The 14,751-nt window shown below is 77.6% G+C and carries 14 protein-coding genes; 11 read left to right on the plus strand and 3 right to left on the minus strand.

The window, feature by feature from the left end; translation table 11 throughout:
* Positions 1 to 136: 136 nt before the first annotated feature.
* The 11 genes from ACI78Z_RS15130 to ACI78Z_RS15180 all read left to right on the plus strand — a co-directional run bounded on the left by ACI78Z_RS15130 (position 137) and on the right by ACI78Z_RS15180 (position 11,748).
* On the plus strand, positions 137 to 1,477 hold the full coding sequence (locus tag ACI78Z_RS15130; RefSeq protein ID WP_457037358.1) for a dihydroorotate oxidase: 1,341 nt from the start codon (positions 137 to 139) through the stop codon (positions 1,475 to 1,477).
* Positions 1,474 to 2,310, plus strand: a complete 837-nt coding sequence (pyrF, locus tag ACI78Z_RS15135; protein WP_457037359.1) for an orotidine-5'-phosphate decarboxylase — start codon at positions 1,474 to 1,476, stop codon at positions 2,308 to 2,310. Before ACI78Z_RS15130 ends, pyrF begins: the two co-directional genes overlap by 4 nt.
* 332 nt (positions 2,311 to 2,642) lie before the next feature.
* Positions 2,643 to 2,993 carry an integration host factor, actinobacterial type gene (gene mihF, locus ACI78Z_RS15140; protein WP_091217915.1) on the plus strand — a complete coding sequence of 117 codons (351 nt, stop codon included), beginning with the start codon at positions 2,643 to 2,645 and terminating at the stop codon, positions 2,991 to 2,993.
* 38 nt (positions 2,994 to 3,031) lie between these two features.
* The gene (gene gmk / locus ACI78Z_RS15145) at positions 3,032 to 3,643 is read left to right on the plus strand and encodes a guanylate kinase (RefSeq protein WP_457037360.1); all 612 of its coding nucleotides are present in this window, start codon (positions 3,032 to 3,034) and stop codon (positions 3,641 to 3,643) included.
* Positions 3,644 to 3,711: 68 nt separating this feature from the next.
* The gene (rpoZ, locus tag ACI78Z_RS15150; protein WP_012949163.1) at positions 3,712 to 3,975 is read left to right on the plus strand and encodes a DNA-directed RNA polymerase subunit omega; all 264 of its coding nucleotides are present in this window, start codon (positions 3,712 to 3,714) and stop codon (positions 3,973 to 3,975) included.
* Positions 3,976 to 4,179: 204 nt separating this feature from the next.
* Positions 4,180 to 5,391, plus strand: a complete 1,212-nt coding sequence (coaBC, locus tag ACI78Z_RS15155; protein WP_457037361.1) for a bifunctional phosphopantothenoylcysteine decarboxylase/phosphopantothenate--cysteine ligase CoaBC — start codon at positions 4,180 to 4,182, stop codon at positions 5,389 to 5,391.
* Between the two features lie 97 nt (positions 5,392 to 5,488).
* The gene (gene metK / locus ACI78Z_RS15160; protein ID WP_457037362.1) at positions 5,489 to 6,685 is read left to right on the plus strand and encodes a methionine adenosyltransferase; all 1,197 of its coding nucleotides are present in this window, start codon (positions 5,489 to 5,491) and stop codon (positions 6,683 to 6,685) included.
* Positions 6,686 to 6,836: 151 nt separating this feature from the next.
* Positions 6,837 to 8,792, plus strand: coding sequence for a primosomal protein N' (locus ACI78Z_RS15165; RefSeq protein WP_457037363.1), 1,956 nt, complete (start codon positions 6,837 to 6,839; stop codon positions 8,790 to 8,792).
* A 111-nt stretch (positions 8,793 to 8,903) separates the two neighbouring features.
* Positions 8,904 to 9,437: a peptide deformylase gene (def, locus tag ACI78Z_RS15170; RefSeq protein ID WP_457037364.1), complete on the plus strand. Its 534-nt coding sequence runs from the start codon at positions 8,904 to 8,906 to the stop codon at positions 9,435 to 9,437.
* Entirely contained in the window at positions 9,386 to 10,369 is a 984-nt protein-coding gene (gene fmt / locus ACI78Z_RS15175; RefSeq protein WP_457037365.1) for a methionyl-tRNA formyltransferase, read from the plus strand. Before def ends, fmt begins: the two co-directional genes overlap by 52 nt.
* Entirely contained in the window at positions 10,366 to 11,748 is a 1,383-nt protein-coding gene (locus ACI78Z_RS15180; RefSeq protein ID WP_457037366.1) for an RsmB/NOP family class I SAM-dependent RNA methyltransferase, read from the plus strand. Before fmt ends, ACI78Z_RS15180 begins: the two co-directional genes overlap by 4 nt.
* A gap of 16 nt (positions 11,749 to 11,764) precedes the next feature.
* Here the strand turns inward: ACI78Z_RS15180 and ACI78Z_RS15185 are convergent, their stop codons facing one another.
* From ACI78Z_RS15185 to ACI78Z_RS15195, 3 genes are read right to left on the minus strand one after another with little or no spacing between them, the layout of a single operon-like run.
* Positions 11,765 to 12,598: a hypothetical protein gene (locus ACI78Z_RS15185; RefSeq protein WP_457037367.1), complete on the minus strand. Its 834-nt coding sequence runs from the start codon at positions 12,596 to 12,598 to the stop codon at positions 11,765 to 11,767.
* Positions 12,595 to 13,242, minus strand: coding sequence for a response regulator (locus ACI78Z_RS15190; protein ID WP_457037368.1), 648 nt, complete (start codon positions 13,240 to 13,242; stop codon positions 12,595 to 12,597). Before ACI78Z_RS15190 ends, ACI78Z_RS15185 begins: the two co-directional genes overlap by 4 nt.
* Positions 13,239 to 14,609, minus strand: coding sequence for a sensor histidine kinase (locus ACI78Z_RS15195; protein ID WP_457037369.1), 1,371 nt, complete (start codon positions 14,607 to 14,609; stop codon positions 13,239 to 13,241). The genes ACI78Z_RS15190 and ACI78Z_RS15195 overlap by 4 nt, the downstream gene beginning before the upstream one ends.
* Positions 14,610 to 14,751: the final 142 nt, after the last annotated feature.

The raw sequence follows: 14,751 nt of genomic DNA on the forward strand, positions 1-14,751 counted from the left end.
CCCCCCCCCCCGCCCGCCCCCCCCCCCCCCCCCCCCCCCCCCCCCCCCCCCCCCCCCCCCCCCCCCCCCCCCCCCCCCCCCCCCCCCCCCCCCCCCCCCCCCCCCCCCCCCCCCCGCCGGTGGCGCCGTCGCCCGGGTGGGGGACGACCTGGTCGCCCGCGGGCTGGTCGACGGCCTGCCCGAGGCGTTCCTCGCCGGGGTGACCCGCTTCGCGCGGCCGCCGCAGCCGGAGCTCGACGCGCTGGCCGCGGCGGCCCGGGGGCTGGCGGACCGGATCGCGGCCGGGGACGCCGGCGAGGACGACCTGCCACTGGTCACCCGTGTGCTGTTCTTCGCCGGGCACGGCGGGGTGCTGGCCGCCCACGGGGTCCGGACGCCGGCGTACGACGTCCTGGGCTCCTACCGCGACAACCTCACCACCCCGGTCGGGCCGCGGCTGCCCGGGCGCCCGCGCGTGCGGGACCGCCGCTGGCGGGTGCTGGGCCGGGAGGTGGGCTTCCCGATCGGTGTGCCGGCCTGCGTGCTGAACGGCGGCGAGGACTGGGTCCGGCACTTCGCGGCCAACGGCTACAGCGTGCTGACCTACAAGACCGTCCGCAGTCGCGCCCACGAGCCGAACCCCCAGCCCAACTGGGTGTTCGCGGCGCGGCAGGCGCGCAGCCTGCCCCCGGGCGCGGCCGCCGAGGTCACCGCCGACCCGTGGGACTGGGTGGCACCCGGTTCGCCGGACGTCAGCACGGTCAACTCCTTCGGCGTCCCGTCGTTGACGCCGCAGGAGTGGATGGCCGACCTCGAGCGGTCGCTGGCCGCCGTCGACGACGACCAGCTGCTGCTGGTCAGCGTGATGGGGGAGGGCGAGGGGACCGGGCTGGCCGACGACTTCGCCCGCACCGCCGTGCTGGCCCAGGAGGCCGGGGCTCCCGTCGTCGAGCTGAACCTGTCCTGCCCGAACACGCTCAGCCCGTCCGCCGCCGGCGTGAAGCCGCCGCTGTGCCTGGACGCCGACGCGACCGTCGCCGTCGTCGAGGGCGTGCGCCGCGTGCTGGACGACCGCACCGGCCTGGTCGCCAAGCTCTCCTGGCTCGACGGGCCGCGGCTGTCGGCGCTGGTGCCCCGGCTGGCGCCGCTGGTCGACGGCGTCGCGGGCATCAACACGCTGCAGAGCCGGGTGCGCCGCAGCGACGGGGCGCCGACCTTCCCCGGCCGCGAGCTCGCCGGGCTGTCGGGGGCCGCGGTGCGCGACTCCGCGCTGGACTTCACCCGCCGCCTGGTCGCCCTGCGCGAGGCCGGCGGCCGGCACTTCGACGTGCTGGCCATGGGCGGGGTCACCGACCCGGCCTCCTTCGAGGCGCTGTTCGCCCTCGGCGCCGACGCGGTGCAGTCGGCCTCCGGGGCGTTCGCGGACCCGTACCTGGCCCGCGACTGCGTCGCCGCGCTGGGGGAGACGCTGCCCCGCGCGCTGGAGCCCGCTCGGTGACGGCGCCCTTCGGGCAGCGGCTCGCCGACGCCGTGGCCGCCCGCGGCCCGCTGTGCGTCGGCATCGACCCGCACGTGCCGCTGCTGGAGCGCTGGGGGCTGCCGGACAGCCCGGAGGGGCTGGCCCGCTTCACCGACGCCGTCGTCGACGCCCTCGCCGGCACCGTGGCCGTCCTCAAGCCGCAGCTGGCGTTCTACGAGCGGCACGGCTCCCGGGGCCTGGCCGTGCTGGAGGACGGCGTCGCCCGCGCCCGCGCGGCCGGCGCCCTGGTGCTGCTGGACGCCAAGCGGGGCGACATCGGGTCGACGATGGACGGCTACGCCGGCTACCTCCGCCCGGACCACCCGATGGCCGCCGACGCCCTGACCGTGAGCCCCTACCTCGGTCCGGGCTCGTTGCAGCCGGCCGTCGACACCGCCCGGCAGCACGGCGGCGGGCTGTTCGTGCTGGCCCGCACCTCCAACCCGGACGCCGGGACGCTGCAGCACGCGGTCGTGGACGGGCGGTCGGTCGCGCAGGTCGTCGTCGACACCGTGCGCGGCTGGAACGCCGCCGACGGGTCCGGCTCCTTCGGCGTCGTCGTCGGGGCCACGCTCCGCGAGCTGGACGTCGACCTCACCGGCCTCGGCGGCCCGGTGCTCGCCCCCGGGCTCGGCGCACAGGGCGGGTCGCCGGCCGACCTGCGCCGGCTGTTCGGTGCCGGCACCGTCGTCGTCCCGACCGTGTCCCGGGACGTGCTGGCCGCCGGGCCGGACCCGGTCGGCCTGCGCGCGGCGGCCGAGCGCTGGGCCGCGGAGCTCGCGGGCCGGCGGGGCAGCGCAGCCCCCTCCTGACCCGGCCGGCCCGCCTCCCACCAGCGCGTTCACCGGATCCACCGGCGTGTCGGTCGCGGCGTGTCGGCACGCGCCGGGCCACGGCGCTGCGGTACCGGCGAGGGCCGCAACTGGCATTGACCTGGGGCGATGACGGTCGGTGACCGCATCCGGCGACGTAGTGTCACTACCGGTTCACGGATTGCTGGGAACCCAGGGTTCAGACCCTCGTGACCTGCGCATATAGGTGGAGCTAGGTTGGCCGACAGGCTCAGCAGTGAGTCCTGTCCCCGACACAGCACGAGCCCCCGCCGGCCGAACCGATGGCCGGCGACGACAGATTGGGTCGCACCATGCCCCTCCCTGACCTGTCCCCCGAACAGCGTGCCGCGGCCCTCGAGAAGGCGGCGGCCGCCCGCAAGGCCCGAGCCGAGCTGCGTGAGCGGCTCAAGAGCAAGGGCGCCACGGTCGGTGACGTCCTCCGCCAGGGCGAGACCGACGAGGTGATCGGCAAGATGCGCGTCTCCGCGGTCCTCGAGTCCCTGCCCGGCGTGGGCAAGGCCCGGGCTGCGAAGATCATGGAGCGGCTCGAGATCTCCCCGACCCGCCGGGTGCGCGGTCTGGGTGCCAACCAGCGCCGGGCCCTCGAGACGGAGTTCGGTGGCGAGAAGGTCGCCGCCGAGCAAGTCCCCGTCGAGGGCTGACCCGCTCGGACCAGGCACCCGGAGGTCGAGGACGACGCGTGGCACCTGCTGCCGTGGAGCATCCCCCGGCACGGCTGACCGTGCTCTCCGGCCCCTCGGGGGTCGGCAAGGGCACGGTCGTGGCGGAGGTCCGGCGCCGGCACCCCGAGGTGTGGGTGTCGGTGTCGGCCACCACCCGCCGGCCCCGTCCCGGTGAGGTCGACGGGGTGCACTACCACTTCGTCACCGACGCCGAGTTCGACCGGTTGATCGCCGAGGACGGCCTGCTCGAGTGGGCCGAGTACGCCGGCAACCGCTACGGCACGCCGGCCACCCCGGTGCGCGAGCGTCTCGCCACCGGGGCGCCGGCCCTGCTGGAGATCGAGCTGCAGGGGGCCCGCCAGGTCCGCGCGCGGGACGCCGACGCCCAGCTGGTGTTCCTCGCCCCGCCGTCCTGGGCCGAGCTGGTCAGCCGGCTGGCCGGCCGGGGCTCCGAGCCGCCCGCCGTGCAGGAGCGCCGGCTGGCGATCGCGCAGGCCGAGCTGGACGCGGCGGGGGAGTTCGACGTGGTGGTGGTCAACGACGACGTGGCCCGCGCTGCCGACGAGTTGGTAGGATTGCTGACTGCGCCGTCGCCCGGGCCCCTCCGGAGCAGTGGCGCCCACGAGTAGCGGGTGGCTCGTCCCTGGGTCAGGGCCACGCCGCCCCCGCTGAACCGATCTGAGGAGCACGCCCGCCCGTGTCCGGAGTCGCACCCGCCCCCGAGGGCATCACCAACCCGCCGATCGACGAGCTGCTCGAGCGCACCAGCAGCAAGTACGGCCTGGTGATCTTCGCCGCCAAGCGCGCGCGCCAGATCAACGCCTACTACAGCCAGCTCTCCGAGGGCCTGCTGGAGTACGTCGGCCCGCTGGTCGACACCGCGCCCCAGGAGAAGCCGCTCTCCATCGCGCTGCGCGAGATCAACGAGGGCCTGCTGACCCACACCGCCGGCGAGAACTGAGGCCCCGTCCCGGGTCCCGCCCTGAGCGTGCGAAGGGTGGGGAGGACGGGGTCCTTCTGCTCGCCCCCCACCGCTCGCGAGCTCGCGGTGGGGCCCTGCGAGGGGGCCGTTCCAGCCGCCTGCGGTGGCCGTCCCGCCCGTGGTGGTGACGACGCCCCCGGCCGGTGCCGGGGGCGTCGTCGTGTCTGGGGGAGGATCGAGCGCATGAGCCGCATCGTGCTGGGCGTCGCCGGGGGCGTGGCCGCGTACAAGGCAGCCCTGCTGGTGCGCGCGTTCACCGAGTCCGGGCACGACGTCCGCGTGGTCCCCACGCCGGCCGCGCTGCAGTTCGTCGGCGCGGCCACGTTCGAGGCGCTGTCGGGCCACCCAGTGACCACCGACGTCTGGTCCGACGTCGACGAGGTCGCGCACGTCCGCATCGGCCAGACCGCCGACCTCGTCGTCGTCGCGCCGGCCACGGCCGACCTGCTGGCCCGCGCCGCCGCCGGCCGGGCCGACGACCTGCTCACCGCGAGCCTGCTGACCGCCCACTGTCCGGTGGTCTTCGCCCCGGCCATGCACACCGAGATGTGGCTGCACCCGGCCACCCAGGACAACGTCGCCACGCTGCGCCGCCGCGGCGCGATCGTGCTGCCGCCCGCCGTCGGGCGGCTCACCGGCCCGGACTCCGGCCCCGGCCGGCTGCCCGAGCCCGCCGACATCGCCGCGCTCGCCTCGGTCGTGCTCGCCGCCGGCCCGGCCGCGCTCGCCCCCGACCTGACCGGCCGACGCGTCGTCGTCAGCGCCGGGGGGACCCGCGAGCCGCTGGACCCGGTCCGCTACCTCGGCAACCGCTCCTCCGGGAAGCAGGGCTGGGCGCTGGCCCGGGTCGCCGCCGCCCGCGGCGCCGAGGTGGTGCTCGTCGCGGCCAACGTGGAGCTGCCGGCGCCCTTCGGCGTCCGCGTCGTCCCGGTGGGCACGGCCGAGGAGCTGCGCACGGCCGTCCTGGCGGAGGCCGTGGACGCCGACGTCGTGGTCATGGCCGCCGCGGTCGCCGACTTCCGCCCGGCGGCCGTCGCGGCCACCAAGCTGAAGAAGGGCACCGCCGCCGAGCCCGGCGCCGTCCCGCTGGTGCGCAACCCCGACGTCCTCGCCGAGCTGGTGACCAAGCGGGCGCCCGGGCAGCTGGTCGTCGGCTTCGCCGCCGAGACCGGGGACGACGACGCCGACGTCCTCACCCATGCCCGCGCCAAACTCACCCGCAAGGGCTGCGACCTGCTCGTGGTCAACGACGTCTCCGGCGGCCGGGTGTTCGGCCGGGCCGACAACGCCGCGGTCGTCCTGGCCGCCGACGGCGCCGTCACCGAGCTGCCCGAGGGCAGCAAGGACGCCGTGGCCGCCGGGATCTGGGGCGTCGTCGGCCCCCGCCTGGCCTGAGCCGACACCGGCGCCGACGCACGCCGGTAACGTGCACTCGACGAGACGCCCTCCCCGGGGCGCCCACCCCACCGTTCCCGACCCCAGGGAGTACCGCGTGTCACGCCGCCTCTTCACGTCCGAGTCGGTGACCGAGGGCCACCCGGACAAGATCGCCGACCAGATCAGCGACTCGATCCTCGACGCGATGCTCGAGCAGGACCCGCGCAGCCGGGTCGCGGTCGAGACGATGATCACCACGGGCCAGGTCCACATCGCCGGTGAGGTCACCACCGCGGGCTACGTCGACATCGCCGACATCGTCCGGAAGACCGTCCTCGCCATCGGCTACGACTCCTCCCGCAAGGGCTTCGACGGCGCCTCCTGCGGGGTCAGCGTCTCCATCGGCGCGCAGTCGCCGGACATCGCCCAGGGCGTCGACACCGGCTACGAGGCGCGCACCGCCGGCACCGCCGAGGACGAGATCGAACGCCAGGGCGCCGGCGACCAGGGCCTGATGTTCGGGTACGCCACCGACGAGACCCCCGAGCTCATGCCGCTGCCGATCGCGCTGGCCCACCGCCTGTCCCGCCGGCTCTCGGCGGTGCGCAAGGACGGCTCGGTGCCCTACCTGCGACCCGACGGCAAGACCCAGGTCACCGTCGTCTACGAGGACGACCGCCCGGTCGGGGTCGACACCGTCGTGGTCTCCTCGCAGCACGCCGAGGACATCTCCATCGAGCAGCTGCTCACCCCGGACGTGCAGGAGCTGGTGGTCGAGCCGGAGCTCGCCGCCCTGGGCCTGCCGACCGAGGGCTACCGGCTGCTGGTCAACCCGACCGGCAAGTTCGTCATCGGCGGTCCGATGGGCGACGCCGGGCTGACCGGCCGCAAGATCATCGTCGACACGTACGGCGGCATGGCCCGCCATGGCGGCGGCGCGTTCTCGGGCAAGGACCCGTCGAAGGTCGACCGCTCCGGCGCGTACGCCATGCGCTGGGTGGCCAAGAACGTCGTCGCCGCGGGCCTCGCCCGCCGGTGCGAGGTGCAGGTGGCCTACGCCATCGGCGCCGCGCACCCGGTCGGCCTGTTCGTCGAGACCTTCGGCACCGGCTCGGTCGCCGACGAGGTGCTGGAGAAGGCGATCAGCTCGGTCTTCGACCTGCGCCCCGGCGCGATCGTGCGCGACCTGGACCTGCTGCGCCCGATCTACGCACCGACCGCCGCCTACGGCCACTTCGGCCGCACGGACGTCGACCTGCCCTGGGAGCGGCTCGACCGGGTCGAGGCGCTGCGCTCGGCGACCGGAGTCTGAACGAGGACGGGGTCCTCCTGCTGTCGGACCCGGCGGCGACACTGGCGGCTGCCCCCGCCACCCCTGCCGAACGGAGACCCCGCTGTCGAAGGACCCCGCCCCCCTCACCCCTCGGGAGCTCGGGGCGAGCCTCCGGGCGGGGCCGAAGCGGGTGGCCCGGGTCATCGTCGACGTGCCCTTGGCGCACCTGGACCGGCCCTTCGACTACGCCGTTCCGGACGCCATGGCCGACGAGGTGCGCGCCGGCTGCCGGGTGCGGGTCCGCTTCGCCGGGCAGCTGGTCGACGGCTTCGTCCTCGAGCTGGCCGAGACCACCGAGCACGGCGGGAAGCTCGCCCCGCTGGCCAAGCTGGTCTCCCCGGAGCCGGTGCTCACCCCGCAGGTCGCCACCCTGGCCCGCGCGGTCGCCGAGCGCTGGGCGGGCACGGTCACCGACGTCCTGCGGCTGGCCGTGCCCCCTCGGCGGGCCGCGGCGGAGAAGCGCCCGCGCGCCGAGCCGCCCCCGCCGCCCGAGCCCCCGGACCCGGCCGGCTTCGCCCGGTACCCGACGGGGGCGGCGCTGCTGACCGCCGTCGCCGAGGGCCGGCCGGCCCGCGCGGTGTGGACCGCCCTGCCCGGTGAGGACTGGCCGGCCCGGCTGGTCGAGCTGTGCCAGGCCGCGTTCTCCGGCGGTCGCGGCGCCCTGGTCGTGACCCCCGACGGCCGCGACCTGGACCGGCTGGCCGCCGCCGCCGAGGCCCGGCTGCCGCAGGGGTCGGTCGTCGTGCTGCGCGCCGACGCCGCCCCCGACGCTCGGTACCGCCGCTTCCTCGACGCCGTCCGCGGCACTGCCACGGTGGTCCTCGGCACCCGCGCCGCGGTCTACGCGCCGGTCGCCGACCTCGGGCTGGTCGCCATCTGGGACGACGGCGACGACCTGCACGCCGAGCCCCGCGCGCCCTACGCGCACGCCCGCGACGTGCTGGTGCACCGCGCCCACCTCGCCTCGTGCGCGGCCGTCCTCGCCGCGACCGCGCGCACCGCGGAGGCGCAGCTGCTCGTGGAGAGCGGCTGGGTGCACGAGCTGGCCGCCGACCGCGCCACCCTGCGCGCCGCCGCCCCGCGGGTGCAGGCCCTGGGCGCCGACGCCGAGCTGGCCCGTGACCCCGCGGCCCGCACCGCCCGGCTGCCCAGCCTGGCCCACCGCGTCGCCCGGCAGGCCCTCGCCGACGGCGCCCCGGTGCTCGTGCAGGTCCCGCGAGCCGGCTACGCCCCCGGGCTGGCGTGCGACCGCTGCCGGGCGCCGGCGCGCTGCGTGGCCTGCTCCGGTCCGCTGGGCATCGCCCCGACCCCGGGCCCGGGCGGGTCGCGGGTGCCGGCCTGCCGCTGGTGCGCCCGCCCGGCGGCCACCTTCAACTGCCCGTACTGCCACGGCACGAAGCTGCGCGCCTCGGTCGTGGGGGCCGCCCGCACCGCCGAGGAGCTGGGGCGCGCCTTCCCCGGCGCAGCGGTGCGGGTCTCCGGCCGCGGGTCCGGCGTGCTGGCCTCGGTGCCGGGCGGGCCGGCGCTGGTGGTCGCCACACCGGGGGCCGAGCCGGTCGCCGAGGGCGGGTACGGCGCCGCGCTGCTGCTGGACTCCTGGGCGCTGCTCGGCCGGGCCGACCTGCGGGCGGGGGAGGAGACGCTGCGCCGGTGGGCCAACGCCGCGGCCCTGGTCCGCCCGGCGTCGGCCGGTGGTCAGGTGGTCGTGGCCGCCGACGCCGCTCACCCCGTCGTCCAGGCGCTGGTGCGCTGGGACCCGGGCTGGCTCGCCGCCCGGGAGCTGGCCGACCGCCGCGAGCTGGGCTTCCCCCCGGCGACCCGGATGGCGGCGCTGTCCGGGACGGCGGAGGCGCTCGCGGAGTTCCTCGCCGCGGCCCGGCTGCCCGCCGACGCCGACCTGCTCGGCCCGGTGCCGGAGCCGCCCCGGCCGGGCCAGGAGGGGGAGCGGGAGCGCTTCCTGGTGCGGGTGCCGCGCACGGAGGGCGTGGCGCTGGCGCACGCGCTGGCCCAGGTGCAGGGCGTGCGCAGCGCGAAGAAGGCGCTCGAGCACGTCCGCGTGCAGATGGACCCCCTCGACCTGGTCTGAGCTGAGGTCCACCCGGGCCGCGGGGACGCCGCGGGCCGTCATGGTGGCTCCAGGCGAGGCCGGCATCCGAGCGACGGGGGGCCCGAGGTGTCCTTCTCCTACGATCGACCGGTGAGCGTGACCCCCATCCGGCTGCTGGGCGACCCGGTGCTGCGCACCCCCGCCGCCCCGGTCGTGGACTTCGACCAGGACCTGCGCCGGCTGGTCGCCGACCTCACCGACACCATGTTCGCCGCCGGCGGCGCCGGGCTCGCCGCCCCGCAGATCGGCGTCGGGCTGCGGGTGTTCACCTGGTACGTCGACGGCGAGGTCGGCCACCTGGTGAACCCGCAGGTGACCCCGGTGGGGGAGGAGACCGAGGAGGGCCCGGAGGGCTGCCTGTCCATCCCCGGCTTCACCTTCGACTGCCGCCGCCACCTCTACGTCGCCGCCACCGGCTTCGACCTGCACGGCGAGCCGGTGCGCGTGGAGGGCTCGCACCTGCTCGCCCGCGCCGTGCAGCACGAGGTCGACCACCTCGACGGCGTGCTGTTCGTCGACCGGCTGGACGCCGAGGCCCGCGCCGCGGCGCTCGCCGCCATCGGCGAGGCCGAGTGGGCCGGTGCCGGCGCCTGGGTGCCGCGGGTCGAGGTGAGTCCCCACTGAGACTCCTCTTCGCCGGGACGCCGGACGTCGCCGTCCCCTCGCTGGAGCTGCTGCTCGCCTCCGACCACGAGGTCGTCGCCGTCCTCACCCGGCCCGACGCCCGCTCCGGGCGCGGCCGGAGGGTCAGCCGCTCCCCGGTTGCCGAGCGGGCCGACGCCGCCGGCGTGCCGGTGCTCACACCCCGTTCCCCGCGCGAGCCGGAGTTCCTCGACCGGCTCACCGCGCTCGCCGTCGACAGCGCGCCGGTCGTGGCCTACGGCGCGCTGGTGCCGCAGGCGGCGCTGGACCTGCCGCGGCACGGCTGGGTCAACCTGCACTTCTCGTTGCTGCCGGCCTGGCGGGGCGCCGCCCCGGTGCAGCACGCGGTCATGGCCGGCGACGAGGTCACCGGCGCCTCGACCTTCCGGCTGGAGGCGGGCCTGGACACCGGGCCGGTCTACGGCGTGGTCACCGAGCCGATCGCGCCGCGGGACACCGCCGGGGACCTGCTGGGCCGGCTCGCCATCAGCGGCGCCCGGCTGCTGCTGGCCACCCTCGACGGCATCGCGGCCGGCACGCTCGTGCCCGAGCCCCAGCCGGCCGAGGGGGTCAGCCTCGCGCCGCGGATCGAGCCGGCCGACGCCCGCGTCGACTGGGCGCTGCCGGCGCACGTCGTCGACCGGCGGGTCCGCGGGGTCACCCCGGCGCCCGGCGCGTGGACGACGTGGCGGGGCGACCGGCTGCGGTTGGGCCCGGTCGAGCCGCTGCCGACGTCCCTGGGCCTGGCGCCCGGCGAGCTGTCGGTGGGCGCCACCGGCGTGCTGGTCGGCACCGGCCGCGGTGCGGTCCGGCTGGGTGAGGTGCAGCCGGCGGGCAAGCGGATGCTGCCGGCGCCCGACTGGGCCCGGGGCGCGCGGCCGGCGCCGGGCGAGCGGCTGGGCGACGACTCGTGAGTGCTCCCCGGCGCGGTGACAGGCGTCCCCCTGCCCGCCGCTCCCGGCCGGTCCTCGACGGTGCGCGCCTCACCGCCTTCGACGTCCTCGACGGGGTCACCGGCCGCGACGCCTACGCCAACCTGCTGCTGCCCCAGCTGCTCCGCGAGCGCGCCGCCGACCTGGGCGAGCGCGACGCCGCGTTCGCCACCCAGCTGGCCTACGGCACCCTGCGCGCCACCGGCACCCTCGACGCGGTCCTGGCCACCCTGGTGTCCCGGCCGCTGGCCGAGCTGGACCCGCGGGTGCTCGACCTGCTGCGGCTGGGCGCGTACCAGGTGCTCGACCTGCGGGTGCCTGCCCACGCCGCCGTCGACACGACCGTGGCGCTGACCCGGGCGATCGTGGGCACCGGCGCCTCCGGCCTGGTCAACGCGGTGCTGCGCAAGGTCGCCGCGGGCGGCGACCGCGCGGCCTGGGTCGACCGGCTCGGCGGGGACGGCGACCAGCGGCTGACGCTGACCACCGACCACCCTCGCTGGATCGTCGCGGCCTGGCGTGACGCGCTGGGCGACGAGGCCGAGGTGGAGCCTGCCCTGCTGGCCGACGACGCCGCGCCCGAGGTGCACCTGGTCGCCCGGCGGGTGCCCCGCGAGCAGCTCGCGGAGGAGTCCGGCGGGCAGCCCGGCCCGTGGTCGCCGTACGCCGTCCGGCTCGGCGGCGGGGACCCCGCGCGCGTCCCGTCGGTGCGGGAGGGCCGGGCCGCCGTGCAGGACGAGGGCAGCCAGCTGGCCGCCCTGCTGCTGGCCCGGGCGCAGCTGGAGGGCCCGGACGCCGCGTGGCTCGACGTGTGCGCCGGTCCGGGCGGCAAGGCGGGGCTGCTGGCCGCCGTCCGGCCCGAGGGGGTCCGGCTCACCGCCGCCGACCGCGCGCCGCACCGCGCCGAGCTGGTCCGGCAGGCGCTGCGCGACGAGGCCGACGTCGCGGTGGTGGTCGCCGACGGGCGCACCCCGCCGTGGGCGCCGGGCTCCTTCGACCGCGTGCTGCTCGACGCCCCGTGCACCGGCCTGGGCGCGCTGCGCCGCCGTCCCGAGGTGCGCTGGCGGCGCACCCCGGACGACGTGCCGCCCCTGGTCGACCTGCAGACGGCCCTGCTGGACGGCGCGCTGGCCTCGGTGCGCCCCGGCGGCGTGGTGGCCTACGTGACCTGCTCGCCGCACACCGCCGAGACGGTCGCCGTGGCCGACGCCGCGGCCGGCCGGGACGACGTCGAGGTGCTGCCCGTCGCGCCGCTGTTCCCCGAGGTGCCGGGGCTGGCACGGGGGCCGTACGGGCAACTGTGGCCGCACCGGCACGGCACCGACGCGATGTTCATGGCGCTGCTCCGCCGCACCCGCTGAGCGGACCTGCGCGGGCTCAGTCGTCGGAGCCGGTCGGCCTCGGGGTGGGGGTGGTGGTGCGGTCGGGGTCGTCGTCCTCGTCCTCGTGGTCCCCGCGCTCGCGGTCCTCCCCGTCCTCGTCCTCGTGGGGGTCCCGCGCAGCCGCGTCGTCGGGGTCCCGCTCGCCGGGGTCGTCGCGTGGCGGGCTCGAGGAGGGGGCCGTCGGCGTCGGCGTCGCCGGGTCCGGCTCGGGCGCCGGCGGCGACGCGGTCGTCGGGTCCGCGGTGGACGGTGCGGAGCTGCTCGGCAGCGCCTCGGTCTCGGCCGTCCCGGTGGCACCGGCTGCTGCCGTGGGGACCACCGGCGCCGGCAGGGGCTGTGGCGGCGCGGTGGTCTGCTGCTGGCTCGTGGCCGACCCGGCGTCCTGCGGGCCGGCCGCGGGGAGGGCGGTGGGCGACGGCTCGGCCAGGGACTGGACGGCGAGGAGCCCGTCGGCCGACGGCGGCGCCTCGCGGGTCGGCCGGTCGGCCGAGCTGCGCCCGGGCCCGGCCGCGGCCGGCCGGTGGTCGGGGGGTGCCGACGGGGACGGGGTCGCAGGGGGCGGCGCCGGTCGGGCCGCGATCTCCTCGGCCGCGGGCCGGGCGGGCGCGACCGGCCCGCCCAGGAGGGAGAAGCCGGCCCACGCGCCGGTGAGCGTGGCCCCGCCGATCGATGCCAGGACGGCGACCGCGCCCGCCAGCAGCGCCAGCCGCTCCGACCACCGGCGCGGGGCCGGCCGGCCCGTCGCCGCGTAGTGCAGCAGGACCGGGCGCTGCTCCGGGTCGGGGGCAGGCCCGCGTGCGCGCCGGGTCCGGCGGTGCGCGCCGGTCATCCCGTCGTCCGGTGGGGAGGGGCGGCGGGGTGGAGGCGGCGCTCGGCCCACAGCGCCGCCTGGGTGCGGTCGGTGGCGCCGATCCGCTGCAGGATCCGGGTGACGTGGGTCTTCACCGTGGCCTCGCTGATCCGCAGCCGCCGGGCGATCACCTTGTTGGGCAGGCCCTGGCGGACCAGCTCCAGCACCTCCTTCTCGCGCTCGGTGAGCAGGTCACTCTGGCCGCGGTCGCGCAGGTCGGCGAGCACGGCGGAGGTCACCATCGGGTCGACCGGCGCCCCGCCCGCGGCGATGCAGCGCACCGCGTCGAGGATCGACTCGCCGTCCTGGTACTTGAGCAGGTAGCCGTCGGCGCCGGCGAGCAGCGCGGGCAGCACCAGGTCGGGCTCCCCGAAGGAGGTGAGCACCAGCACCGGGGTGGTGTGGCCGCGCGCCCGCAGGTCCCGGATCACCGTGACGCCGTCCCGGCCGGGCATCGACAGGTCCAGCAGCAGCACGTCGGGGTCCAGCTGCTCGACCAGCTCGAGGGCGGAGTCGCCGTCGCCGACCGCGCCGACGCACTCGAGGTCGTCGGCGGCGGTGAGCAGGCTGGAGATGCCCCGGCGGACGACGGCGTGGTCGTCGACGACCAGCACGCGGATCACCGGACCGCTCCCGACGTCAGGGGCGCGCCGGCCGCCAACGGCACGGTCGCGACCAGGCGGGTGCCCTCGCCCGGGGCGCTGGCCAGGGTCAGGGAGCCGCCGGCGTCCACCAGCAGCTCGCCCAGCGTCCGGAGCCCGACGTGTCCGGCCACGGCGCGTTCGCTCAGACGGGCCTCGTCGAAGCCCCGGCCGTCGTCCTCGATCCGCATCGTGGCAACTCCCTGGTCTCGGGTGACGGTGACCTCGACCGAGGTCGCCCGGCTGTGCGTGACGACGTTGCGCAGCGCCTCCTGGGCGCAGCGGTAGAGCAGCGCGGCCGTCGGTCCGGGCAGGTCCCGGGCCGCGTCGGCGTGCACGGTGACCCGGATGCCGGTGCGGGCGGTCTCCTGCGCCAGCACCTCCAGCGCCGGGCCCAGGCCGCCGCGGAAGCCGCCGTTCCGCGCGGGGATGAGGGCGACCAGGAGGGACCGGAGGTCCTCGACCGTCCGCCGCAGGCCCTGTGCCGTGCGCTCCAGCAGCGCGGCGTCCTCGGGGTCGCGGGGCCGGCCGCGCATCTGCGCGGCGTCGATCTCGAAGGCCAGCCCGGTGAGGTCCTGGACGACGTGGTCGTGGACCTCGCCGGCGATCCGGCGCCGCTCGGCGTCCGAGGCGTCCACGGCCGCCCGGAGCAGCGCGTCCTCGGCCTGCCGGGACCGGCGCAGCCTGGACGCCAGCCGCCAGGCCAGCGGCACCTGGAGCACCTGCAGCACCGCCAGGGCGCCCAGCGCGGCCGGTGCGAAGCGCAGCCAGGTGCGCTGGGCCAGGTCGGCCACCTCGGAGTAGCTCTCGTGGAACTCGACCAGCAGGGGGTCGCCGTGGACGTCGTCCACCCCCACCCAGGCCACCAGCACCCGGCCGCTGCTGCGCCCCGCGAGCACGGTCGGGTCGCCGGGCTCGGCGACGCGCGAGGCGACCGAGCCGGTCCGCAGGGCGCGCAGTGCGACGTCCGGCAGCGGCGCGACCCGGCCGACGACGCTGCGGTCGTCGGCCCAGAGGACCGCACCGTTCGCCGCGCGCACCCGGACCGCGACCACCGGGCCGGCCGCCACCAGCGCCGTGACGTGGGTGCGCAGGTCGCCGGGCGGGTCGGGCAGCACGCCGCGGGAGCCGTCCAGGACGGGGGTCAGGGTGGCGGCGGTGACGCGCGCGAGGTTCTCGAAGGCCCGGGTGCCCTGTTCGAGGCCGGCCCGCCGGGCGAGCACCCCGGTGAGCAGCGCCAGGGCGAGGGTCACCGCCAGACCGGCGCAGGTGAACCAGGCGACCGGAACGGCGACCGAGGTGCGCCGTCTCGCCCTGTGCCCCGCCGTCCGCCGTCTGGCCCGGACCACTCCGAGCACGGTAGGGGCATGCGGTTCCGTATCGGGGGTCCCCGAGCGCGGCGCGGCAGGGGAGGGGACGCCGACCGTCGGCGCGCCCGGGGAGTCGTACGGACGGCGACGTCCTCGCCACGGTCCGCGGCGGCGTTCCGGC

This window comes from Geodermatophilus sp. SYSU D01176 (genome assembly GCF_054050015.1).